This is a genomic window from Actinoplanes cyaneus, assembly GCF_016862095.1.
In the GTDB taxonomy this organism is placed as follows: domain Bacteria; phylum Actinomycetota; class Actinomycetes; order Mycobacteriales; family Micromonosporaceae; genus Actinoplanes; species Actinoplanes cyaneus.
Map to the genome: position 1 here is coordinate 1 of NZ_BOMH01000039.1, position 21482 is coordinate 21482.

At 72.5% G+C, this 21482-nt stretch carries 17 protein-coding genes; 10 read left to right on the forward strand and 7 right to left on the reverse strand.

What is annotated here, in order from left to right; all coding sequences use genetic code 11:
- Positions 1–410 precede the first annotated feature (410 nt).
- Both Acy02nite_RS25775 and Acy02nite_RS25780 read left to right on the forward strand, forming a co-directional pair.
- Positions 411–758 carry a histone-like nucleoid-structuring protein Lsr2 gene (locus Acy02nite_RS25775; protein ID WP_203744943.1) on the forward strand — a complete coding sequence of 116 codons (348 nt, stop codon included), beginning with the start codon at positions 411–413 and terminating at the stop codon, positions 756–758.
- A 632-nt stretch (positions 759–1390) separates the two neighbouring features.
- Positions 1391–2470, forward strand: coding sequence for an NAD-dependent epimerase/dehydratase family protein (locus Acy02nite_RS25780; RefSeq protein WP_203744944.1), 1080 nt, complete (start codon positions 1391–1393; stop codon positions 2468–2470).
- 34 nt (positions 2471–2504) lie between these two features.
- On the opposite strand, the gene Acy02nite_RS25785 is transcribed toward Acy02nite_RS25780, so the two are convergent.
- Positions 2505–5522 (reverse strand): putative bifunctional diguanylate cyclase/phosphodiesterase, encoded by a 3018-nt coding sequence (locus Acy02nite_RS25785; RefSeq protein ID WP_203744946.1) that lies wholly within the window; start codon positions 5520–5522, stop codon positions 2505–2507.
- Between the two features lie 86 nt (positions 5523–5608).
- Here Acy02nite_RS25785 and Acy02nite_RS25790 point away from each other — a divergent pair, with 86 nt between their 5' ends.
- A complete protein-coding gene (locus Acy02nite_RS25790; RefSeq protein WP_203744948.1) occupies positions 5609–6238 on the forward strand; it encodes a class I SAM-dependent methyltransferase in 630 nt (209 codons plus the stop codon).
- Positions 6239–6266: 28 nt separating this feature from the next.
- On the opposite strand, the gene Acy02nite_RS25795 is transcribed toward Acy02nite_RS25790, so the two are convergent.
- From Acy02nite_RS25795 to Acy02nite_RS25810, 4 genes are all read right to left on the reverse strand, one after another.
- Complete coding sequence (locus Acy02nite_RS25795) at positions 6267–6995, reverse strand: HAD family hydrolase (protein WP_203745256.1); 729 nt, start codon at positions 6993–6995, stop codon at positions 6267–6269.
- 96 nt (positions 6996–7091) lie between these two features.
- Positions 7092–7844 (reverse strand): ROK family protein, encoded by a 753-nt coding sequence (locus Acy02nite_RS25800; RefSeq protein WP_203744950.1) that lies wholly within the window; start codon positions 7842–7844, stop codon positions 7092–7094.
- 56 nt (positions 7845–7900) lie between these two features.
- Positions 7901–8668, reverse strand: coding sequence for a dethiobiotin synthase (bioD, locus tag Acy02nite_RS25805; RefSeq protein WP_239175230.1), 768 nt, complete (start codon positions 8666–8668; stop codon positions 7901–7903).
- 434 nt (positions 8669–9102) lie between these two features.
- Positions 9103–10239, reverse strand: a complete 1137-nt coding sequence (locus Acy02nite_RS25810; RefSeq protein ID WP_203744952.1) for an 8-amino-7-oxononanoate synthase — start codon at positions 10237–10239, stop codon at positions 9103–9105.
- A gap of 85 nt (positions 10240–10324) precedes the next feature.
- On the opposite strand from Acy02nite_RS25810, the gene bioB reads away from it, so the two are divergent.
- Both bioB and bsaP read left to right on the forward strand, forming a co-directional pair.
- Positions 10325–11320, forward strand: coding sequence for a biotin synthase BioB (gene bioB / locus Acy02nite_RS25815; protein ID WP_203744954.1), 996 nt, complete (start codon positions 10325–10327; stop codon positions 11318–11320).
- Positions 11320–11544, forward strand: a complete 225-nt coding sequence (gene bsaP / locus Acy02nite_RS46685; protein ID WP_307872294.1) for a biotin synthase auxiliary protein BsaP — start codon at positions 11320–11322, stop codon at positions 11542–11544. The genes bioB and bsaP overlap by 1 nt, the downstream gene beginning before the upstream one ends.
- 285 nt (positions 11545–11829) lie before the next feature.
- Here bsaP and Acy02nite_RS25820 read toward each other — a convergent pair whose 3' ends face one another.
- Both Acy02nite_RS25820 and Acy02nite_RS25825 read right to left on the reverse strand, forming a co-directional pair.
- A complete protein-coding gene (locus Acy02nite_RS25820) occupies positions 11830–12900 on the reverse strand; it encodes a GNAT family N-acetyltransferase (protein WP_203744957.1) in 1071 nt (356 codons plus the stop codon).
- Positions 12901–12987: 87 nt separating this feature from the next.
- Positions 12988–13698: an ACT domain-containing protein gene (locus tag Acy02nite_RS25825; RefSeq protein ID WP_203744959.1), complete on the reverse strand. Its 711-nt coding sequence runs from the start codon at positions 13696–13698 to the stop codon at positions 12988–12990.
- A 329-nt stretch (positions 13699–14027) separates the two neighbouring features.
- Here Acy02nite_RS25825 and Acy02nite_RS25830 point away from each other — a divergent pair, with 329 nt between their 5' ends.
- From Acy02nite_RS25830 to Acy02nite_RS25850, 5 genes are all read left to right on the forward strand, one after another.
- Positions 14028–14738 (forward strand): pyrimidine reductase family protein, encoded by a 711-nt coding sequence (locus tag Acy02nite_RS25830; protein WP_239175210.1) that lies wholly within the window; start codon positions 14028–14030, stop codon positions 14736–14738.
- Between the two features lie 109 nt (positions 14739–14847).
- Positions 14848–16593 carry an ATP-binding protein gene (locus Acy02nite_RS25835; protein WP_203744963.1) on the forward strand — a complete coding sequence of 582 codons (1746 nt, stop codon included), beginning with the start codon at positions 14848–14850 and terminating at the stop codon, positions 16591–16593.
- A 15-nt stretch (positions 16594–16608) separates the two neighbouring features.
- Positions 16609–17760 (forward strand): exonuclease SbcCD subunit D, encoded by a 1152-nt coding sequence (locus Acy02nite_RS25840; protein WP_203744965.1) that lies wholly within the window; start codon positions 16609–16611, stop codon positions 17758–17760.
- Positions 17757–20255, forward strand: coding sequence for an AAA family ATPase (locus tag Acy02nite_RS25845; protein ID WP_203744967.1), 2499 nt, complete (start codon positions 17757–17759; stop codon positions 20253–20255). The genes Acy02nite_RS25840 and Acy02nite_RS25845 overlap by 4 nt, the downstream gene beginning before the upstream one ends.
- The gene (locus tag Acy02nite_RS25850; protein ID WP_203744969.1) at positions 20252–21220 is read left to right on the forward strand and encodes a hypothetical protein; all 969 of its coding nucleotides are present in this window, start codon (positions 20252–20254) and stop codon (positions 21218–21220) included. The genes Acy02nite_RS25845 and Acy02nite_RS25850 overlap by 4 nt, the downstream gene beginning before the upstream one ends.
- Positions 21221–21482 lie beyond the last annotated feature (262 nt).

Here is a 21482-nt window from a genome sequence, read left to right on the forward strand (position 1 = left end):
GGACGTGCGGGGTGGGACGGGGCTGAGGACCAACCGGGCGGCGGGAGGGTTGGACGAACCGCCCCGGCGTCGGAGAATCGGCGACGAGGCGGCTCGGGATCGGGGCGCCGGCGTGCTGGCGTGGGCAGCGCTTCTCACCGAGGGCTCCGGAGGTCTGGGAGCGCTCCCAGGTGTGACGTTACCGCACATTCACAGGTACGAAAAGAGTCTCCGGGCAACGTTTCCGAGCAGGGCTGACCACCCTCCGCTGCCGAGTGGATGCGCAGAGGAATTGCGACATGCCAAGAGACGCAATTTGCAATGGCTACCATGTGCGCGACACAATGAATGTGACGACGACTAATCGCGGCATCCCCATCGCTCGCGTACAGCCGTCACCCGAATGACATCGCTGTAGGAGCGAACACAACATGGCCAAGCAGATTATTACCCTTCTGACCGACGACCTCGACGGCGGAGAGGCCGACCGCACCGTCGAATTCGGACTCGACGGCGTGAACTACACGATCGATCTGTCCGAGAAGAACGCCGGCAAGCTGCGTAAGGCTCTGGAACCGTTCCTCTCCGCGGCCACGCGCCTGGGCCGTTCCGGTGTCACTCCGACGGTTGCCCGGCGGGCCGCCCCGGCCGCGACGAGCCGGTCGAGCCGCGACCAGAATCAGGCCATTCGGGAGTGGGCCAACAAGAACGGCTACCCCGTTTCCGAGCGTGGCCGGATCCCGAGCAACGTCGTCGAGGCGTACCACGCCAAGCGATAGTCCGTCCGCCTGTCGTAAACGGCGTCACCGGGTCACCCGGTGGCGCCGTTTTCACAGCAGAACTCCGCGGGACGTCCCTCGGGCACCGATCCGGCACGGCCGGAACGCGTGGGCCGGGCGGCCGCCGGGGCGCACGGTTCCCCTGATGACCGGAGTCGATCCGGGCGGATTCCGGCGTCCGGCGCGGACAACCCGCGTTCATGATCGGGATCCGGCCATTTCGGCGGGCCGCGTGGAATGACCCCGATCCGGGACGCTTGCGTCGTGACCGGCGCGGCGCCCGTGACCACCGACCGGCGGCTGAATCGTGGGGCGGGCCGGGCTCACGGCGTACCGGAAAACTGATCGGACCGTGCCGGAAAACGGCGCGGGACGTGCGCGAAAACCGCGACGCCGGGCCGGTACGGGGCCGACCTATCGCCGCGGCGCGGGCGAAGCCGAGCCGGAAACGCGACGTATCGCAACGGCGGAAACCGACGCCGGGAAGTGCGGAAACCGGCGTCCGGGAAGAAGGAAAACCGCCGGTCCGGACGCGGAAACCGGCATGCCGCGGACCGGGCGCGGAAAACTTGCGGTGCGGAATAGTCGCGTGAATCCGATTCGATCGCGGTCCCGCGGGTACGCCCTCCGGCATGCGTGTCGTCATCGTGGGCGCGACCGGTAACGCCGGCACCGCGCTGCTGCGCCGCCTCCGGAGCGAGACGGACGTCGAGGTCATCGGAATTGCCCGCCGCACCCCACGGGACAGCGGGCCGTACGCCGACATGGAGTGGCACTCGGTCGACATCGGGCGCGACGACGCCCTGGACCGGCTCACCCCGATCCTGAACGGCGCCGACGCGGTGGTGAATCTGGCCTGGCAGATCCAGCCCAGTCACGACCAGCGGCAGCTCTACCGGACGAACGTGCTCGGCAGCCGCGCGGTGTTCCGGGCGGCGCTGCGGGCCGGGGTCGCCACGCTCGTGCACGCGTCCTCGGTCGGGGTGTACTCGCCGGGACCGAAGTGGGCGTACGTCAAGGAGAGCTGGCCGCGGGCCGGCGTGCCGGAGTCGTCCTACAGCCGGCACAAGGTGCTGACCGAGCGGATGCTCGACGAGATCGAGTCCGACCATCCGACGCTGCGGGTGGTGCGGCTGCGGCCGGGGCTGATCTTCCAGCGGGACGCCGGGACGGAGATCGGGCGCTACTTCGCCGGGCCGCTCCTGCCCGCGCGGCTGCTGCGCTTCGGCTGGGTGCCGGTGCTCCCGGCCAACCCGGGGCTGCGGCTGCAGGCGGTGCACGCGGACGACGTCGCCGAGGCGTACCTGCTGGCGTTGCGGGCCGACGTGCACGGCGCGTTCAACATCGCGGCCGGGCCGGTGCTCGACCCGATGGTGCTGGCCAAGGCGTTCCACGGGATGCCGCTGCCGGTGCCGGGGTTCGTGCTGGCGGGGGCGGCGGCGCTGAGCTGGGCGCTGCGGCTGCAACCGGTGGACCGCGGGTGGGTCAAGCTGGCGCTCAAGGCCCCGCTGCTGTCGTGCGACCGGGCGCGGGACGAACTCGGGTGGCGGCCGGCGCGGGGCGCGGTGGAGTCGCTGCACGAGCTGGTGGACGGGCTGGCCGAGCGGGCCGGGCGGGACGACTCGCCGCCGCTGGACCCAGCGGGCAGCAAGCCGGGGCGCCTCGGTGGACTGTTGCGCGGGCGGTTGCCCGGCTCCGGGAACCCCTACTGACGACGTACCGGGAAATCGCCCTTGATCGGAGGCTTCAGACGGCGACCGAGGCGCTGGTCATCCAGGCGAGCACCTCGGTCGGGCCGAGCGGGCTGGAGAAGAGGAAGCCCTGGCCCAGTGGGCAGCCCATCCGGACCAGCAGGTCGCGGTGCGCCATGTCCTCGATCCCCTCGGCGACCACCACGAGTTGCAGCGATCGGGCCAGGCTGACGATGCCACCGACCAGCTGCGGGCTGGTGACCATGTCGTCGATGAAGGTCTTGTCGATCTTGACGATGTCGATCGGGCGTTGCCGCAGGTAGCCCAGCGACGAGTAACCGGTGCCGAAGTCGTCGATGGCGATCCGGATGCCCATCTCGCGCAGCACGCTCAGATCGGCCCAGATCCGCTGCTCGTCGTCCTTCATCAGCAACGTCTCGGTGATCTCCAGCATCAGGGACTGCGGGGGTACGCCGGTGTGGTGCAGCGCGTTGCGCACCTGTTCCACGAAGCCGGCCTCCCGGAACTGGCGGACCGACACGTTGACGCTGACGTAGGGCGCACCGCCCGGCGGCAGGATCCGGCGCCACTCCGAGACCGTGCGCAGCGCCTCCTCCAGGACCCACCGGCCCATCGGCACGATCAGCCCGCTCTCCTCGGCGACCTCGATGAACTCCTCCGGGGTGATCACGCCGCGGCTCGGGTGGGCCCAGCGGACCAGCGCCTCGAAGCCGACCGCGTAACCGGTGACCAGGTCCACGATCGGCTGGTAGTGCAGCAGGAAGTGGCCCTCGTTGACCGCGTGGTCGAGCGCCGAGCGCAACTCCAGCCGCTCGACCATCTCGGCGTGCAGGTGCCGCTGGTAGCGCCGCCACTGGTTCTTGCCGGCGCCCTTCGCGACGTAGAGCGCGAGGTCGGCCTGGCGCAGCAGCTCGTCCCCGTCGGTGGCCTCCAGCGTGGTGGTGATGCCGATGCTGGTCATCGCGTGGAGCGGCTTGGCGTCGGTGTCGATCGGCGAGGCGAGCGCGGTCAGGATCCGGTTGGCGGTGTCCTCGACCGCGAGGGGGTCGTTGACGTTCTCGATCAGGGCCGCGAACTCGTCACCGCCGAGCCGGGCAGCCGTGTCGTCGGCGCGCAGCGAGCCGGCGATCCGGTTCGCGACCTCGATCAGCAGCTGGTCGCCGATGGCGTGCCCCAGCGTGTCGTTCACGATCTTGAAGTCGTCCAGGTCGATGAAGAGCACCCCGACCACCGACCCGTCCCGGGCACTGCGGGCCAGCGCGTGCTGGAGCCGGTCGTGGAAGAGCACCCGGTTCGCCAGGCCCGTCATCGCGTCGTGGAACGCCTGGTGCATCAGCTCCCGCTGGAGTTTGCGGGGCTCGGTGACGTCCCGCATGGTGATCACCACGCCGGCCACGCTGGGGTCCGCGCGCAGGTCCTGGCAGTGCAGCTCGAGCAGCAGCTCGGTGCCGCGCGCGTTGAGCGCCCGGAAGTCCAGCTGCTGCGAGACGGTGTCGCCGCCACGGACCGCGCCCAGGACGTCGATCAGCCGGTTCCGGTCAGCCACGTGGATGACGTCGGGCAGGCGCACCCCGGTCGGGTCGGCGCCGAAGACCCCGAGGGCGGACGGGCTGGCGTACCGGATCCGGTCGTCGGAGTCCAGGATCGTGATCACGTCGGCGGTGTTCTGGATCAGGGTCCGGAAGTACGTCTCGCTGTTGCGCTGGTTGACCTCGTGGTTCAGCGCGATCCGCTCCAGCGCCAGCGCCACCTGCCCGGCCAGCACCTCCACCGAGCGCTGCAGCTCGCGCAACGCCCAGCCGGGCGCGCCCACGTGCAGCACCCCCACCAGCGAATCGCCGTGCGGACGGTCCTGCAGCACCATCGGGCAGCGCAGCGTCTCGGGGAACTGGGTGAGCCGGACCGCGACCGCCCAGTCCACGTCCCGGGTGTGCACCAGCCGGGCCGCGGTGCCGGTCGCCCGGTCCACCGCCGCCTGCGCGGCGGCCTCCGGCGACGACGGCTCGGCCTGGGCGATGCTGATCGCCAGCACCACGCCGTGCGGCACGTCCCCGGGCAGCAGCTGGGCGACAGTGGTGCGGACCGCCAGCCCGACCGCCTCGGCGTCCGCCGCCGAGACCAGCGCCGCCGACGCCTCGCGCAGCGCGCGCTCCCGGGTCATCGCCTGCCGGTGGCTCGTCATGATCCCGGCCATCCGGGCCAGGACCAGCATCAACATCAGCAGACTGAGCACCGCCACCAGGAACAGGCCGGCCACCTGGCTCTCCTGGAACAGCTTCGCCATCAGCACGCTCGGTGCGACCAGCGCGGCGATCGCGAGCAGGGCCAGGCGTCCGCGGCTGGTCTCCGAGGCCTGCGCTCCCGACTGGCGGGTGAGCTCGGCCATCGACGGGATCAGGGCGGCCATCGCGGCGGTCGCGTACAGGGCCAGCTGCCCGTACGCCGAGGTCCGCACCACGTCCGCGACCAGCATCGCGCCGGTGCCCGCGCCGAGCCAGTACCCCGAGGCGACCAGCCGCCCCGGCACCACGGCCAGCCGGATCAGCAGGCCCAGGCAGAGCAGGTCGGCCACCGGGAGCAACTGCTCCAGGCCGCCCACGGACAGGTCGGACATCCGCGGGCCGATCACGAACGTCCAGACCAGCAGCGCCGCGCCGGACGTGACGATCGCCGCGTCGAGCAGGCCCGGCACGTCCCGGCCCGAGCCGGTGCGCCGCCGCGTGAACACCGCGAGCGCGGCCGCCAGCAGCGGGTAGGAGGCGAGCAGCAGCGCCGTGCCGACCGGCTCCAGCCACGACAGCCAGTTCGTCAGGAACGACGGGGCGTTGCCGATCGCGGCGCCCAGCCCGGAGAGCACCGTCGCACCGGCCAGCAACCACCACGGCCGGCGGTCGTCGGGCTGAGCGCGGTAGGTCCCGACGAGCACGGCGACGGCCGCGGAGAGGCCACCCGCCAGGATCAGCCAGCCGCGCAGCTCGGCGGCGACCGCGTAGGCGACGGCGAGGACCACGATCCAGGCGCCGAACAGGGCAGCCGGCCATCGCGTCGGCATCCGGCGTCATCCTCCCGACTCAGTCCTCTATGACCGACTCTTCGGCTGGTGGATCACCGATCTGAGCCAACGGGCACAATCGTCTGGTGCTTCTCGAATTCGTACGCGCTCACACCGTCCTGGCGCCGGTCGCCTTCATCCCGGAGGTCAAGCTGCGGCAGGCCGAGGAGCCGATCGCGCTCTGGGAGGCGACCGAGGCGAGCGGGGACGAGCAGCCGCCACCGTTCTGGGCGTTCGCCTGGGCCGGCGGGCAGGCGCTAGCCCGGCACATCCTCGACGAGCCGTCACTGGTGGCCGGGCGCAGCGTGCTCGATCTGGCCACCGGGTCCGGCCTGGTCGCCGTCGCGGCGGCGCTCGCCGGGGCCCGGCCGGTGGTCGCCAACGACATCGATCCGCTGTCGCTGGCGGCGGCCGCGGCCAACGCCGAGGACAACGGGGTGGCGGTGCAGACCCTCGAAGGGGACCTGCTGGACACCGACGACAAGTACGGGGTGGTGCTGGCCGGCGACGTCTTCTACAGCCGGGAGATGGCCGGGCGGGTGCTGCCCTATCTGCGGCGGGCGGCCGGGCGGGGGTCGCTCGTCCTGGTCGGCGACCCCGGCCGGGCGTACCTTCCGGAGGGGCTGGTCAGGCGGGCGACCTACGACGTGCCGGTCACCGAGGCCCTGGAGAGCTGCACGCAACGGCGTACCTCGGTCTGGCAGGTCCTGTCCTGACTCACTCGGACAGGAGGGCGATCAGCACTCACTCGGACAGGAGGGCGATCAGCCCGAAGCCGTCCTGGACGATCACGTCCGGCTCGGGGCTGAGCATCGGATCGTCCGGGTCCTTGCGGCCCGACGGCATCAGGATCGCCTTGGCCACGTCGGCGCGCCGGGCACACGCCACGTCACGCCGCCTGCTGTCACCGACGAACCAGCACTCCGCCGGCGGCACCCCGAGCGCGTCGGTGGCGTTCCAGATCATCTGCGGGTTCGGCTTACGGACGCCGGCCTCGTCGCTGTAGATCTGCACGGCGAAGTGGTGATCGATCCCGGCCGCGGCCAGATAGTCCCGGTGCGCGGCGCCGCTGAGCGTGTTGCTGACCACTGCCAGCGGGATCCCGGCCGTCGTGTACGCCGCCAGCGCCTCGCGGATGCCCGGCCGCAACTCCCAGCTGTTGCGCCAGGCCCAGGCGTAGCTGAGCTTCGTGATCGCGCCCCGGACCGCCACCTGCGCGGCCGGCGGCCAATCCTTGATCACGAACCGCTCCCAGACCTCGGCCTGCGGCAACTCGTCCGGCGAGTCCTCGTCCCGCCAGCGGGCATACGCCTCGCCGCCGGTGGCGAACGACTGCTGGATCCGGCCCGGCGTGAGAACGCCGTGGATCAGGTTGTAGACCTTCAGCACCAGCTCGGGCGAGACGGGCCGGGCCTCCCGCGGCGAGTCGGCGAGGACCCCGCCGAAGTCGAGCAGCAGCGCGGCCGGCCTCATCGCTGCCCCGGCGTCCACGCGCGCACCCCCCGCAGCACGGCCTTCTTCATCGCTGCCCCGGCGTCCACGCGCGCACCCCCCGCAGCACGGCCTTCTTCATCGCTGCCCCAGCGTCCACGCGCGCACCCCGCCGACGATGCCGGCCGTGTTCGGCACCACGACCACGTCGTCACCCATCCGGGCCAGCTGGGCCGGGGTGATCAGCCGGGAGTTGCCGCCACCCAGGTACACCCGGTCCCACAGGAAGACCGGACGCAACCCCTCGATCACGTTCCGCACCCGCCGTGACCAGAGCGCATCGCCCAGACGACGGCGTTCATGCTCCCCGATGTACGTGTCGTAGGACATCCCCCAGCGCACCGGCGCCTGCGACATCTCCAGGTGCGGGGCCAGCTCGCCGCCGTCGAAGAGCGCGCAGCCCAGGCCCGTGCCCAGCGTCAGCACCAGCTCGCAGCCGGTGCCCGCGACCACCCCGGCACCGTGCACCTCGGCGTCGTTCAGCACCAGTGTTGGCAGGCCGAACGCCTCCGCCAGGGCGGTGCGCGCGTCGAACCCGTGCCACGCGTCGACCAGCTCCGGATCCACCCTGGTGCGCGGGCCGCTGCGGGTCACGTAGTGCGGCGTCGCGACGACCACCCCGTGCCGGATCATGCCGGGCATGCCGACGGTCACCCGGTCCGCGTTCGGCAACTGGCCACCCAGATCGACCAGCGTCTTGACGAAAAGCTCCGGCGGCAACGGGTACGGCGTCGGCACCCGGATGGGCTGCGCCCGCATCGTCCCGGCGTCATCGAGCACCGAGCCCTTGATGCCGCCGCCACCACAGTCGATCGTCAAGGTGAAAGTCACGCCGCCAGTTTGCACGGAACTCACCTCCCGACAACGCAATTGTGACGGGAGCGTCGTTACCCCGCCTCCTCGGCCCAGACCCGCCAGTTGTCCAGGACACCGTGCAGGGCCGGCGTCAGCCAGCCCGGAGCCGAGCGCCGGAAGACCCCCGGATCCATCGACCCCGCGCCGGCCGGCAACGCGCCGACCAGATGCGGGACCAGCTCGCTCAGGTTCGCCCAGTGGACCAGCTCCGGCTCGGCCGGCCACGCGCCCAGAATCACCTTGGCCGGGACGCCGCGACGACTCAACGCCTCCAGGGTGAGCGCCGTGTGGTTCAGCGTGCCCAGCCCGGCGCGGGCCACCACCAGCACGCTCGCCCCCAGCGCGGTGGCCAGGTCGGCGAAGGTCCAGACATCGCCGCCCGGCCGCAGCCCCATCGGGACCAGCAGGCCGCCGGCGCCCTCGACCAGGACCAGGTCGTGCTTGTCGGCCTCGGCGCGGATCGCGTCGACGACCTCGTAGAGCTCCAGCGGCGGCAGCTCGGCGACCTTGGCGGCGGCCAGCGGGGCGAGCGGCTCCGGGTACTCCGCGAGAGTCTTCACCGTGTCCGGCCCGGCCAGCCGGGTGACCACCTCGGCGTCGGTCGGCGCGCCGGTGACCGTGCCGGTCTGCCCCGGCTTGATCACCGCGACCCGCAGGCCCTCGGCCTGGGCGGCGGCGGCCACGGCGGCCGTGCTGATGGTCTTGCCGACCTCGGTGTCGGTGCCGGTGACGAGCACGATGCCGTGCCACTCCCCCGGCGCGGCGGCCCGCCGGGGCGTCGCCTGCACTCCGGTGGGCACCGATGCGTCGTCGACTTCACCTTCACGGGAGTCGGTTGCCTCCGCCGGATCGCCGGGCGCGGCGGTCTCCGGCTGCGGCGTCGCGGCCGGATCTGCGGTGGCTGGGCCCGGCTCTCCGGGTTCCGGCTCAGGGGGCGGCGCGGTCACAAGCGGCGACGGTACGCCCTCACCCCGCTCGCCGTCTCCCGCAGGTCCCTCCCCGGCGTGCCCTCCCGTGGCAAGTCCATCCTCGGCGCGCACTGCCGTGGCAGGTTCCTCCCCGGGGTGCACTCCCGAGGCTCGCCCGCCGCCGTGCGCGAGCAGCGGATCGGCCGGATCCGGCGTCCGCGGCGCGGTGACCGCCGGCAGCCCGTGGCCCCCGCTGCGCCAGCCACGTGGGAGCGGGGTGACCGCGACTCCCGGGTACGAGGAGGCTGTCCGGGGTGGGTTGGCGTTCATGGTGCGCACTCCACGATCACGTCCAGTGCCCGGGCGAAGTCCGCCTCGGGCACGCCCGCGTTGACGGTCAGACGCAGGCGCGAGCTGCCGTCCGGCGTCGACGGCGGCCGGAAACAGCCGACCGCCACGCCACGATCCCGGCAGTCCGCGGCCCAGCCGACCGCGGCCTCCGGGCCCGGCGCGGGCACCGACAGCACCCCGGCCGCCGGGTCGGCGACCTCGAACCCGGCGGACCGCAGCCGCGCGGCGATCCGGGCGCCACGCTCGAACAGCGTCGCCCGCCGATCGTCCGCCGCCTGGGCCAGCCCGACCGCGGCGTGCACGCCGGCGACCACGGAGGGCGGCGGGGCGGTGTCGTAGATGAAGGTGCGGCCGGTGTCGACCAGGTGCCGGATCACCGGCCCGGCGCCGGCGACCACCCCGCCCGCGCCGCCCAGCGACTTGGAGAGCGTGGCGGTGACGATCACGTCAGGCTTCCCGGCCAGGCCGGCCGCCGCGACACCGCCGCTGCCCGACCCGCCGAGCAGACCGAGCGCGTGCGCGTCGTCGACGATCAGCAGCGCGCCCCGGGCCGAGGTGACCGCGTGCAGCTCGGCGAGCGGGGCGAGGTCGCCGTCCACGGAGAAGACCGACTCGGTGACGACGGCGGCGGTGCGGCCCGGATGCGCGTCGAGGATCGCGGCGACGCCGGCCGGATCGTTGTGCGGCGCGACCGTCACCGGCAGGCCGGAGATCTTGCAGCCGTCGATCAGGGACGCGTGGTTGAACGCGTCGGAGACGACCAGGTCACCGACCGCGGCGACGGCACGGATCACGGCCAGGTTCGCCAGGTAACCCGAGGAGAACACCAGGGCGGCCTCCGCCCCGAGCCAGGAGGCCAGCGACGACTCGAGCGCGGCGTGCGCGTCGGTGCTGCCACGGACCAGGCGTGAACCGGTGGCTCCCAACCCGTACGCCTCGAGTGCCGACCTGGCCGCCGAGACCACCGCGACGTGGCCGGAGAGGCCGAGATAGTCGTTGCCGGCCAGATCGACGACGGAGTCGCCGGCCGGCCGCGGCCTGAGGTGACGGGTCAGCCCCGCCTTGGCCCGTTCGCGGGCCAGGCGGTCGAGCGACTCCAACCAGTTCGCCACGACGCCCCCAGAGATCACGAGAATCGGAAACTACCACCCACCTCCGACAGTCCCCGCCGGGAAGGGAAGTCTGTAGGGTACGGACATGCCTCAGATCCTCGACCGGGCACGTGCCCGGGTCCTCGACGGCGGCGCCGGCCTCGATCAGGCCGAGATCCTCGAGATCCTGCGACTGCCCGACGAGGACCTTCCCGAGCTGCTCCAACTCGCCCATGACGTCCGGATGAAGTGGTGCGGCCCCGAGGTCGAGGTCGAGGGGATCGTGTCGCTGAAGACCGGCGGCTGCCCGGAGGACTGCCACTTCTGCTCCCAGTCGGGGCTGTTCGCCTCACCCGTCCGGGCCGTCTGGCTGGACATCCCGTCCCTGGTCAAGGCCGCCGAGCAGACCGCCGCCACGGGCGCGAGCGAGTTCTGCATCGTCGCCGCCGTGCGCGGGCCCGACCAGCGCCTGATGGATCAGATGCGCGAGGGTGTCAAAGCGATCAAGGAAGCCGTCGACATCCAGGTCGCGGCGAGCCTCGGCATGCTCACCCAGGAGCAGGTCGACGACCTCGTCGACATGGGCGTGCATCGCTACAACCACAATCTCGAGACCTGCAAGTCCCACTTCCCGAACGTGGTGACCACCCATTCGTGGGAGGAGCGCTGGTCCACGCTGACGATGGTCCGCGAGTCCGGCATGGAGGTCTGCTGCGGCGGCATCCTCGGCATGGGCGAGACGATCGAGCAGCGTGCCGAGTTCGCGGCGCAGCTCGCCGAGCTCGACCCGCACGAGGTCCCGCTGAACTTCCTCAACCCGCGGCCGGGCACCCCGTTCAGTGACCGTCCCGTGGTCGAGGGCAAGGACGCGCTGCGCGCCATCGCCGCCTTCCGGCTGGCCATGCCGAGGACCATCCTGCGGTATGCGGGTGGGCGCGAGATCACGCTCGGTGACCTCGGCACCCGGGAGGGCCTGCTGGGCGGCATCAACGCCGTGATCGTGGGGAACTATCTGACGACGCTCGGCCGGCCCGCCACCGCGGACCTGGAGCTCCTGCAGGACCTGAAGATGCCGGTCAAGTCGTTGTCGGCCACGTTCTGATGCCGATGGACCGGGGCAGCACGCGGGCACAGGGCGCGGCCCCGGTCCCGCCCTACTGCGACCACTGCGGCGAACCGGCGGCGGGCGGCCACGCGGCGTGCGCGACGGCTCGCGAGTTGGAGCCGCCGCGCTTCTGCCCGGATTGCCGGCGTCGCATGAAGGTTCAGGTCGTCCCGACCGGCTGGACCGCCACCTGCGTGGAGCACGGCACCCGCCACGGGTGACTCCCACGAGTGGTTCCGGCTGGTGCTCACGGCTGCAAAAGCGCCCCACCACAGCCATCAGCACCAGCCGGCAACCGCGCGCCGCACCGGGACCCGGCTGGCACTCACGGCTGCAAAAGCACCGGAACACAGCCGTCAGCACCAGCCGGCAACCGCGCGCCGCACCGCAAGCCCGCACCGGGACCAGGCTGGCGCCCACAGCAGCCGGCACCGGCCCGTCGCGTCGCTCGGGGTTTTGGGTGGCAGCGGGCCTGAACCAGTACCCGCCGCCACCCCTCTCACCCGCTACCCGGAATAGCGAGAGTCCTCGTGCTCCTGACCTGAGGTGACCTCATCGGCCACGGGCTCGGCACGGGCCGGGAGGGTGACGCTGACCAGGGCGCCGTCGCGGTCCAGAGAACCGCGGCCGAGGCGGCGCAACGTGCGCAGCATCGCCGCGTTGTCCGCCGCCGTGTGGGCGACCAGCGCGGCGAACCCGGCCCGCCCGGCGTGCGTGCGCAGCCGCCGGAGCAGGGCGGTGCCCAGGCCGCGGCGCTGCCAGTCGTCCTCGACGAGGACCGAGATCTCGCCCAGCTCACCCTCGGCGAACAGGCTGGCCATCGCCACCACGCGCCCGCCGGACGTGACCGCGAGCAGGGTCACCCCGCCGACCGGCTCCAGCAGGCGGCGCAGCCGGGCCTCGACCGGCGCCCCGCCGCTCAGGTAACGCCGGCGCAGGGTGGCCGCCGAGCACCGGTCGTGCAGCTCACGGACGGCGGCCAGATCGTCGGCGAGGGCCGGGCGCAGCGTGACCTCCGCCCCGTCCGGCAGCATGAATGTCACATTCTCCCGCTGGTGGCGGGTGACCGCGGCGGCGAGCTCGACCAGGGCCTGGGCCCGCGCATACTCAGCCGGGGTGAAGGCGGGCAGCGCGCGCAGCACCTCGTAGGAGCCGCCGGCCGGGTCGGCCAGGGTCATCCGCCCGCCGTGCACGCCGGGCTGGTCGTAAGCCGGGTGCGGACGCCAGCGCACGTCGGTGGCGTCGAGCAGGGTCACCAGGGTCTCGCCGAGCGCGTCCGGCTCGTGGACCAGGCGACCGGCCATGGCGAACGCGCGGGTCGGCTGGTCGGCCAGGCCCTGCGCCTCGGCGCGGCTCACGAACGCGTCCCGCCCGCGGCCCTTGGCCACCGCGGCCAGCAGGTCGGGCTCGGTCATCGCGTCCGGGGCGTCGACCAGGAAGTCGTCGACCGCGCCGCCCTCGGTGGTGTGCACCTGGACGGCGAGGATGTTGACCGATTTCAGGGCCAGGCTCGCGGTCAGCACGGACAGGTAGCCGGGACGGTCGTCGACCGTCGCCCGGATTCGCCACAACGCCATGCGGGGCACCCCTTTCGCTCCACCTCAAGAGTGCCCCGACGTTGTTGCCGTCTTATTGCCTGAGCTGCGAATTCGTCGTTAAAGCGATCACACCTTGGCGATGGTCGCGGGCGTCACGGCGTCCAGCCGGTCGCCCAGGATCACCGCGGCGGCGCGCACCAGCTGGGCCACCCGGTCCACCTCGGTCACGTGGAAGGCGGCCGCCTGCAGGTCGTCCTCGTCGGTGCGGGCGACCAGCAGGACCAGGCCGCCACGACCGAACGGCGCGACCGCGTAACGGGCGCCGCCCGGCTCGGCGAACGGCCGGGCCCGCAACGGGGTGACCTCGGGCAGGTGCAGCGGGGACGGGGCGCGCCACGACGCGTACGCCACCCGGGGTTCGTGCTTGACGCCGTTGGCGCCGCTGCGGGCCGCCCAGTCGGCGGGAACCACCGCGGCGGCCGCCCAGTCGGCGGCGAGCAGGCCGGGCATGGCGTCGACGAGGGTGGCCAGGCCGTCCGCCGGGTTCGCGGCGACCTGGGCGAGCAGCTCGGCGTCGTGACCGCCGTTGACGGGCGCGCCGATCGCCTTCCACACGCCGTCGACCTGGACGCCGGGAATGGCGGCGAGCCCGGCGAGGAGGCGTTCCACGCGGGCCGCGCCCGGCCAGACGACGGTGAAGTCGTCGACGGCCCGGCCGCCGAGCCGCTCCAGCACGACGACCTGGACGATGTCCGCGCCGGCCACACCCAGGGTGCGCGCGACCTGGCCGAGGGCACCGGGACGGTCCGGCAGGGTGACTCGAACCCGCAGCAACATGTAACTCCTCCCGTCGCGACGGCCGGTGGCGCCGTCCCTGCTGATGCCCAAACAGTGCCCAACCGGCGTTTCCGACCCGTTGCACGGTCGTGTCCCGGCCGTCAAGCCGAGTGGGATATGCCAGATTTCACAACTCGCGCCGGGCATCCCGGGCTCCGGGCCGGCCCCCGGCTGTCGCCTGTCCGACAGCCTCGCGACCGATAGGGTCGAGGCATGATTTGCGAGCCTTGCCGGGATCGGCGGCACGGGGACTGCCAGGGCGGGTCATGGTGCGACTGCCAGCATCGGGAGCCCGCGCCGGTCCCACCGGTGACCGGGCCGCCCGGTCCATGAGCACGCTGCCCTCCGGCCGGGACGAGCTGGCCGCACGCTATCCCCGGCTGGGCCGGCCCGCCCTGCGGGTGAACTTCATCGCCAGCGCCGACGGCGCGGTGACGGTCGGCGGCCTCTCGGCCGGGCTGCAGGGCCCTGGCGACAAGGAGGTCTTCGACACCCTGCGGATGGTCTGCGACGCGCTGATCGTCGCCGCCGGCACGGTTCGCGCCGAGCGCTACGACGCGCTCCGCCTCACCCCCGAGGACCGCGCCTGGCGTACGGCCCAGGGCCTGCCCGAGTTCCCGCTGATGGTGATCGTCTCCGGCTCGCTCGATCTCGATCCGGCCCAGCTGATCTTCTCGGACGCGCCGATCCGGCCGCTCGTGCTGACCCACGGCGCCGCCCCGCGCTCCTCGCCGATCGCCGAGGTCGCCGAGCTGGTCCGGGTCGGCGACGAGCGGGTCGACCTGGCGGCCGGCCTGCGGGAGCTGCACGCGCGCGGGGCGACCCAACTGCTCTGCGAGGGCGGCCCGGGCCTGCTCGGCTCGATGATCGCCGCGGACCTCGTCGACGAGCTCTGCCTCACCGTCGCGCCGCTGCTCGCCGGGGGCTCGGCCGGGCGCATCGCGCACGGCCCGGCGGCGCCGCCGCGGCGGATGGCACTGCGGCACGCGCTGACCCGGGAGGACATGCTGTTCCTCCGATACGGCCGCCCGCGTGTCTGACCTTTTCGATCAAGATCTTGTGCATAACTCTGTGGATGAACCCCATAAGTTGTGGAAAACCCGAAAGGCTGACGATCCCGTGGGGATTTTGTCGTACCTCTGAGGCACCATGATCGGCGTGTCTGACGAAACTTCCCCCGTCGGGCGGGTTCTTGGTACGGCCGACGCGACCCCGCTCCAGTTCTGGACGGCTGTCGCCCCCGGCAGTTACCTGCAGCTCGACGACGTCGTGACCACGAAGCGTGACCTGCCGGACCGTGAGCCGGTGACGATCTCCGGCGTGGTCACCCAGGTCCGGGCACGGCACGAGGGCGCCCAGTTCGACTCGGACGTGTTCGCCATCGCCGACGGCACGCTGCCGGCCATGGTGCAGGAGGCGGCCGAGATCACCACCACGCGCGTCGATCCGGAGCTCTACGTCCCGCCCGCTCCCGGCGCGATCGTGCACCGCGCCTCGGGGGCCGACCGGGACGCCGCCCTGCACTTCGACCGGATGGAGCGGCGCGTCCCGATGGGCACCGGCCGCGACGGCGTCCCGGTCTTCCTGAACGCCGACTTCCTGGACGGCACGCGCGGCGCGCACGTCTCGATCTCCGGCATCTCCGGCGTCGCCACCAAGACGAGTTTCGCCACGTTCCTGCTCTACTCGGTGTTCCGTTCCGGTCAGCTGGGCGCCGACGGGGCGAACGCGCGAGCGCTGATCTTCAACGTCAAGGGTGAGGACCTGCTCTTCCTCGACCACCCGAACACGAAGCTGGACGAGGCCACCCGGGCGAACTACAAGCTGCTGGACCTGCCGGACACCCCGTTCACCGACGTCCGGGTCTACGCGCCGCCGCGCGCCGGTGACCCGTCCGGCGCCCCCGACGTGAGCGGCCGGCTGACCGGGGTCGACTCGTTCTACTGGACGCTTGACGAGTTCTGCTCCCTCAAGCTCTTGCCGTACGTGTTCGCCGACGCCGACGACGAGCGCCAGCAGTACACGATGGTCGTGCACTCGGTCACCGCCCACCTGAACCGGTATGCCGTCCCGGCCGAGGGCGGGATCAGCATCGACGGCCGCCGCATCGGGTCGTACGGGGATCTCGTCGACCACATCGTCGAGCAGCTCACCGACGACGAGACCCGGGGCACCTGGGCCGGCAGCGCGGTCAACATGGGCACCGTCAACGCGTTCGCCCGCCGCATGATCAACAGCAAGCGCGACCTGTCCCGGCTGATCCGCGGCGACCTGGCCCAGCGCCGCCCGCACCAGATCAAGACCGCCGACAGCGCCCAGGTCACCGTGGTCGACCTGCACAACCTGCCGGACCGGGCGCAGCGCTTCGTGGTCGGCGTGACGCTCAAGACCGAGTTCGAGGAGAAGGAGAAGGCCGGCACCGGGCGCCCGCTGCTCTTCGTGGTCCTCGACGAGCTGAACAAGTACGCGCCTCGCGAGGGCTCCTCCCCGATCAAGGAGGTGCTGCTGGACATCGCCGAGCGCGGCCGGTCCCTGGGCGTGATCCTGATCGGCGCGCAGCAGACGGCCAGCGAGGTCGAGCGGCGGATCGTGACGAACTCGGCGATCCGGGTCGTCGGCCGGCTCGACCCCGCCGAGGCCTCCCGCCCGGAGTATGGATTCCTGCCGCCCGCGATGCGTCAGCGCGCGCTGCTGGCCCGCCCCGGCACGATGTTCGTCAACCAGCCGGACATCCCGGTCCCGCTCTGCGTCGAGTTCCCGTTCCCGGCGTGGGCCACCCGCAAGTCCGAGTCCGGTCCCCCGCCGGCGGAGACCCAGCGCTCGATCGTGCAGGGCGCCGACCCGTTCGCCGTCATCGGCGGGCGTGCCGGTGGCGACGACGACATCCCGTTCTAGGTCTAAGGTTCTGCGATGCGCATCCTGCACACCTCCGATTGGCACGTCGGCAAGGTTCTCAAGGGCCGGAACCGCTTCGAGGAACACACCAGGGTGCTCGCCCAGGTGATCGAGATCGCCCGGGTGGAGCAGCCTGATCTGGTCATCGTCGCCGGCGACCTCTACGACACCGCGGCGCCCACCGCCGAGTCGACACGTCTGGTCACCCGGGCGCTGTCCGCCCTGCGCAACACCGGGGCGCGGGTGGTGGCGATCGGCGGCAACCACGACAACGGCATGGCTCTGGACGCGCTGCGGCCGTGGGCCGACGCGGCCGGCATCGAGCTGCGCGGCTCGGTCCGGGACAGCCTCGCCGACCTGCTGATCGAGGGCACCACGACGGCCGGCGAGCGATGGAAACTCGTCGCGTTGCCGTTCCTCTCCCAGCGCTACGCGGTCCGCGCCGCGGAGATGTACGAGTTGACCGAGGCCGAGGCGAATCAGACCTACGCCGATCTGATGGCGCGGCTGATCGCCAAGCTCAGCTCGTCCTTCGACGAGCCCGGCGTGGTCAACCTGGTCACCGCGCACCTGACCCTGGTCGGGGCGAGCACCGGCGGCGGCGAGCGCGAGGCGCACACGATCATGGGCTACGCCGTGCCCTCCACGGTGTTCCCGCAGAACACGCACTATGTGGCGCTCGGCCACCTGCACCGCTCGCAGCGGGTGATCGGCCCCTGCCCGGTGCGCTATTCGGGCAGTCCCCTCGCCGTCGACTTCGGCGAGGAGGAGAACGTCAGCTCGGTGGCGATCGTCGACGTCGGGGCCGAGAAGGCCGCCCAGGTCCGCGACGTCCCGGTGACCTCGGCACTCACCCTGCGCACGGTCAAGGGAACCCTGGAACAGCTCGCCACGGTGAACCTTCCGGATGCCTGGCTGCGTGTCCTGGTGCGTGAGGCGCCCCGCCCCGGCCTGCGCGAGGACGTGCAGGAGCTGCTGCCGAACGCTCTGGAGGTCCGCATCGACCCCGACATGCTGCCCGATCGCACGGGGGCCCGCGCCGCGGAACGCGCCGGCCGTTCCCCGCGCGAGCTCTTCGGCGACTACCTGGACAGTCGTGGGAACGCCGAGGAGGGCGTCCGCGAGCTCTTCGACGCGCTGTACGACGAGGTGAGCAGCAACCAATGAGGCCCATTCGGCTCGACATGTCCGGTTTCACGGTGTTCCGTGACCAGACCACAGTGGACTTCACCGACGCCGACTACTTCGCGCTCGTGGGCCCGACCGGCTCGGGCAAGTCGACGGTGCTGGACGCGATCTGTTTCGTCCTCTACGGCCAGGTCCCCCGCTGGGGCGGCGCCCGGGGCATCGGCAACGCGCTCGCCCCGTCCGCAGCCGAGGCCCGGGTGCGCCTGGTCTTCGAGTCGGCCGGCGACCGGTATGTCGCCACCCGCGTCGTCCGGCGCGACGGCCGGGGCAACGTCAAGACGTCCGGCGCGGGGCTGCAGCTCATGCCGCCCGGTTTCGACGTGACGAAGCTGGACACCGGCATGGACCTGGAGGATCTCGGGGAGGTCCTGGCCGGCGTCCCGGCCGAGATGGACGAGGCAGTGCTGCACGCCGTCGGCCTGCCGTACGAGCAGTTCACCAGCTGTGTGGTGCTGCCGCAGGGCCAGTTCGCCGACTTCCTGCACGCCAAGCCGGCCACCCGGCAGCAGATCCTGATCAACCTGCTGGGTCTCCAGATGTACGAGAAGGTGCAGGTCAAGGCCGCCGAGCGGGGCAAGACCGCGGAGGCCAAGCTGTCAATGGTCGATCAGTCACTGGCCGCCCTGGAGGACGCCACCGAGGAAGCCGTCGAGGAGGCGGCCGCCCGTCTGGCGCGGATGCGCGAGCTGACCACCGAGGTCGAGGCCGCGATGCCGGGGCTGCGGGCGGCGCGGGCGGCCGAGGAGACGGCCCGCGGCACCCGTGACACGCTCGACGCGGAGCTGGGCCTGCTCTCCTCCGTCCGTACGCCGAAAGGTCTGGAGGAAGCGACCGGCGCAATCCTTGCCGCCCGGGAGGCCGCCGGAAAGGCCGCGGTGGCGGTGCACGAGGCCGAGGAGGCCGAGGAGAAGGTCCGCGGCGAGCTGACCGCGGCCGGCGATCCCGGGTCGCTGCGGCTGGCGCTGGACCGGCACACCGAGCTGGAACGCCTCGTCGAGCAGGAGGCGTGGTTCGCCGGCAAGGTGTCGGTCGCCGAGGTGGAGAGCCAGGACGCGCGGGCCGCCGCCGACCTGGCCGAGTCCGAGCACATCGGCGCGCAGCAACTGCTCGAGCAGGCCCGGCAGGACTACCGCGACGCCCAGCAGCTCGACCGCGCGACAGCGCTGCGCGGGCACCTGACCGCCGGGGACAACTGCCCGGTCTGCGAGCAGCCGGTCGCCGTGGTGCCGGAGGTGCCGCGCGAGTCCGCCGTCCGGCTCGCCGAGGCGGCCGGCGCCGCCGCGCGGGAGGCCGCCGAGCAGGCGACCGCCCGCTGGCAGCAGCGCGACGCGGTGGCCCGCAACCTGGAGAGCGACCTCGAACGCAAGCGCGGGCAGTATGAGCACCATCTGACCCGCCTCGCCGAGGTCCGCAAGGCCGTGCAGGGGCTGCCCGGGGTCGAGGCGATCAAGCAGCGGCTCGCCGAGTTCGGCCGCCTGCAGGGCAAGCTGGAGGACGCGACCTCCACGGTCCGCGCCGCGCGCGACACGCTGCGCTCCGCGCAGACGGCGGTCCAGGCCGCCGAGGAGCAACAGCGTTCCGCCTGGCGGAAGTTCGATGTGGTACGGGATGGGCTGGCCCGCTTCGTCCCCCCGCCCGCCGACCGCGACGACCTGGCCGCCGCGTGGCAGTCCCTGGTCGGCTGGGCCCGGGCCGAGCACGCCGCCCGCCTCGCCCGCCGCGACGAGGCGGAGGCCGCGGTGACCGCCGCGCACGACACCACGGTCCGGGCGCACGCCGCGATCGTGGCGCTCTTCACCGAGGCCGGGGTGCAGCCCCCGTCCGCCCGCGCCGACGACGCCGAGGCCACCCTGATCCGGGCCGCGGCGGTCACCGCCGAACGGGCCGAGGCTGCCTGGCAGCGCCTCGCCGAGCGGCTCGAACAGGCCCGCGAGCAGCAGGAGCAACGGATGGCCCTGCAGCTGGAGAGCCGGGTCGCCAAGTCGCTCGCCGGTCACCTGCGGGCGAACAACTTCGAGCGCTGGCTGCTCGAGGAGGCCCTGGACATGCTGGTCGACGGCGCGTCCCGGATCCTGCGCGAGCTCACCGGCGGGCAGTACGAGTTGATGCACGACAAGGGCGAGTTCTACGTCGTCGACCACCACGACGCCGGGCTGCGCCGCGCGGTGCGCACCCTCTCCGGCGGGGAGACGTTCCAGGCGTCGCTCGCCCTCGCGCTGGCGCTCTCCGAGCAGCTCGCCGGGATGAGCACCACGGCGGCCAGCCTGGAGTCGATCGTGCTGGACGAGGGCTTCGGCAGCCTCGACGCCGCGACCCTGGACGTGGTCGCGGCGACGCTGGAGAACCTCGCCGCCCGCGGTGACCGGATGGTCGGGCTGGTCACCCACGTGCAGGGGCTGGCCGAGCGGGTGCCGGTCCGGTTCGAGGTGCACAAGGACGCGCGGACCGCGTACGTCGAGAGGGTCGGCCTGTGACACGGATGTTCGTCGACGCGTGGGACCCGGCGTACGGGGCGAGCTTCGAGGGCGGGGACGGCGAGGGGCCGGCCTCGCCCAGCAGCGCGCAGGTCGACACCGACGTGGAGGTGCCGGCCGCCGAGTGGGCGCCGATCGACGTGCCCCCGGCGGCCCGGCCGCCCCGGGTGGTGTTCCTCGTCGACGGCGTGCGGCGCAACGACGCGCAGATCTGGACGGCGGAGGAGGACGGCACCTCCTACGCCGGGCTGGCGGCGTCGTTCGCGGCGGGCGTCGTGCGCTGCGACCTCGGGCGAGGAGTGGCCGAGCTGGTCTCCGCAAAGGTCGGCCGCGGCCTGTTCACCGCGAGCCCGTCGATCACCGACGTGCAGGCCGGCACGGTCCGGTACGAGATCCACCGGATCAACGGGACCGGCGAGGCGAGCAAACTGCCGGCCGCCGTGCAGGGCCCGCTGACCGCGCTGGAGATCGAGATCTCCAGCGCCGCGCGGGACGGCGGGACGGACGGCGCCGACCTGCTGATCGTGGACGGTCCGCTGCGCAACCGGCGGCAGCTGCCCCGCACGATCGGGTATGTGAAGACCCAGCAGAAGCAGTACCTGCCGGCCGCGCTGACCACCGTGGTGACCGCGTTGCGGCCGAGCCAGCGGACCCCGGTCTTCCACCTCGGCACGGTGTGGGGCGGCTGGTCGTGGTACCTGCGGCTGCCCGGGGCCACGGGGGCGCCGTGGTCCGGGATCGTGCGGGTCGAGTGCTCCCCCGACTTGACCGTCGACCAGGCGATCGAGCTGGCCGGGCTCTCCTCGGCGACGCTGCCGAAGTTCGCGTCGTCGTCGTACAAGGATCCGCGCGCCCCGCAGAACCTGGTGCCGATCGCGGGCCTGGAGCGGCGGCTGCGCGGCATGCTCGGTGACTCGCGGGTCCTGCACCGGGCGCTGGCCCTCGCCACGGCCCGGTCCCGCTGACGGCCGTCATCAGCCTGTCCCCAGTGAGCGCCGGTCGAGTCGACCGGCGCTCACTGTCGTCAACGACACCGGACACCACCGCCCAGCGGCCCACCGCCACACCACCCACACAACGGCCCACCGTCACACCACCCGCACAACGGCCCGCCGTCACACCACCGGCACCGCGCCCGGCCGACACACCACGCGCACCGCGCGGGCCGCCGTAGTGCGGGGGCTTCCCGGCTGGTCCTCATGGTCGTTATCGAGCGCCGATAACGAC

Excerpts from the sequence above, each read along its gene's own strand:
- Acy02nite_RS25775 (WP_203744943.1), top strand. The coding sequence starts at position 411 with ATGGCCAAGCAGATTATTACCCTTCTGACCGACGACCTCGACGGCGGA.
- Acy02nite_RS25780 (WP_203744944.1), top strand. The coding sequence starts at position 1,391 with ATGCGTGTCGTCATCGTGGGCGCGACCGGTAACGCCGGCACCGCGCTG.
- Acy02nite_RS25785 (WP_203744946.1), bottom strand. The coding sequence starts at position 5,522 with ATGCCGACGCGATGGCCGGCTGCCCTGTTCGGCGCCTGGATCGTGGTC.
- Acy02nite_RS25795 (WP_203745256.1), bottom strand. The coding sequence starts at position 6,995 with ATGAGGCCGGCCGCGCTGCTGCTCGACTTCGGCGGGGTCCTCGCCGAC.
- bioB (WP_203744954.1), top strand. The coding sequence starts at position 10,325 with ATGCCTCAGATCCTCGACCGGGCACGTGCCCGGGTCCTCGACGGCGGC.
- bsaP (WP_307872294.1), top strand. The coding sequence starts at position 11,320 with ATGCCGATGGACCGGGGCAGCACGCGGGCACAGGGCGCGGCCCCGGTC.
- Acy02nite_RS25820 (WP_203744957.1), bottom strand. The coding sequence starts at position 12,900 with ATGGCGTTGTGGCGAATCCGGGCGACGGTCGACGACCGTCCCGGCTAC.
- Acy02nite_RS25825 (WP_203744959.1), bottom strand. The coding sequence starts at position 13,698 with ATGTTGCTGCGGGTTCGAGTCACCCTGCCGGACCGTCCCGGTGCCCTC.
- Acy02nite_RS25830 (WP_239175210.1), top strand. The coding sequence starts at position 14,028 with ATGAGCACGCTGCCCTCCGGCCGGGACGAGCTGGCCGCACGCTATCCC.
- Acy02nite_RS25835 (WP_203744963.1), top strand. The coding sequence starts at position 14,848 with ATGATCGGCGTGTCTGACGAAACTTCCCCCGTCGGGCGGGTTCTTGGT.
- Acy02nite_RS25840 (WP_203744965.1), top strand. The coding sequence starts at position 16,609 with ATGCGCATCCTGCACACCTCCGATTGGCACGTCGGCAAGGTTCTCAAG.
- Acy02nite_RS25845 (WP_203744967.1), top strand. The coding sequence starts at position 17,757 with ATGAGGCCCATTCGGCTCGACATGTCCGGTTTCACGGTGTTCCGTGAC.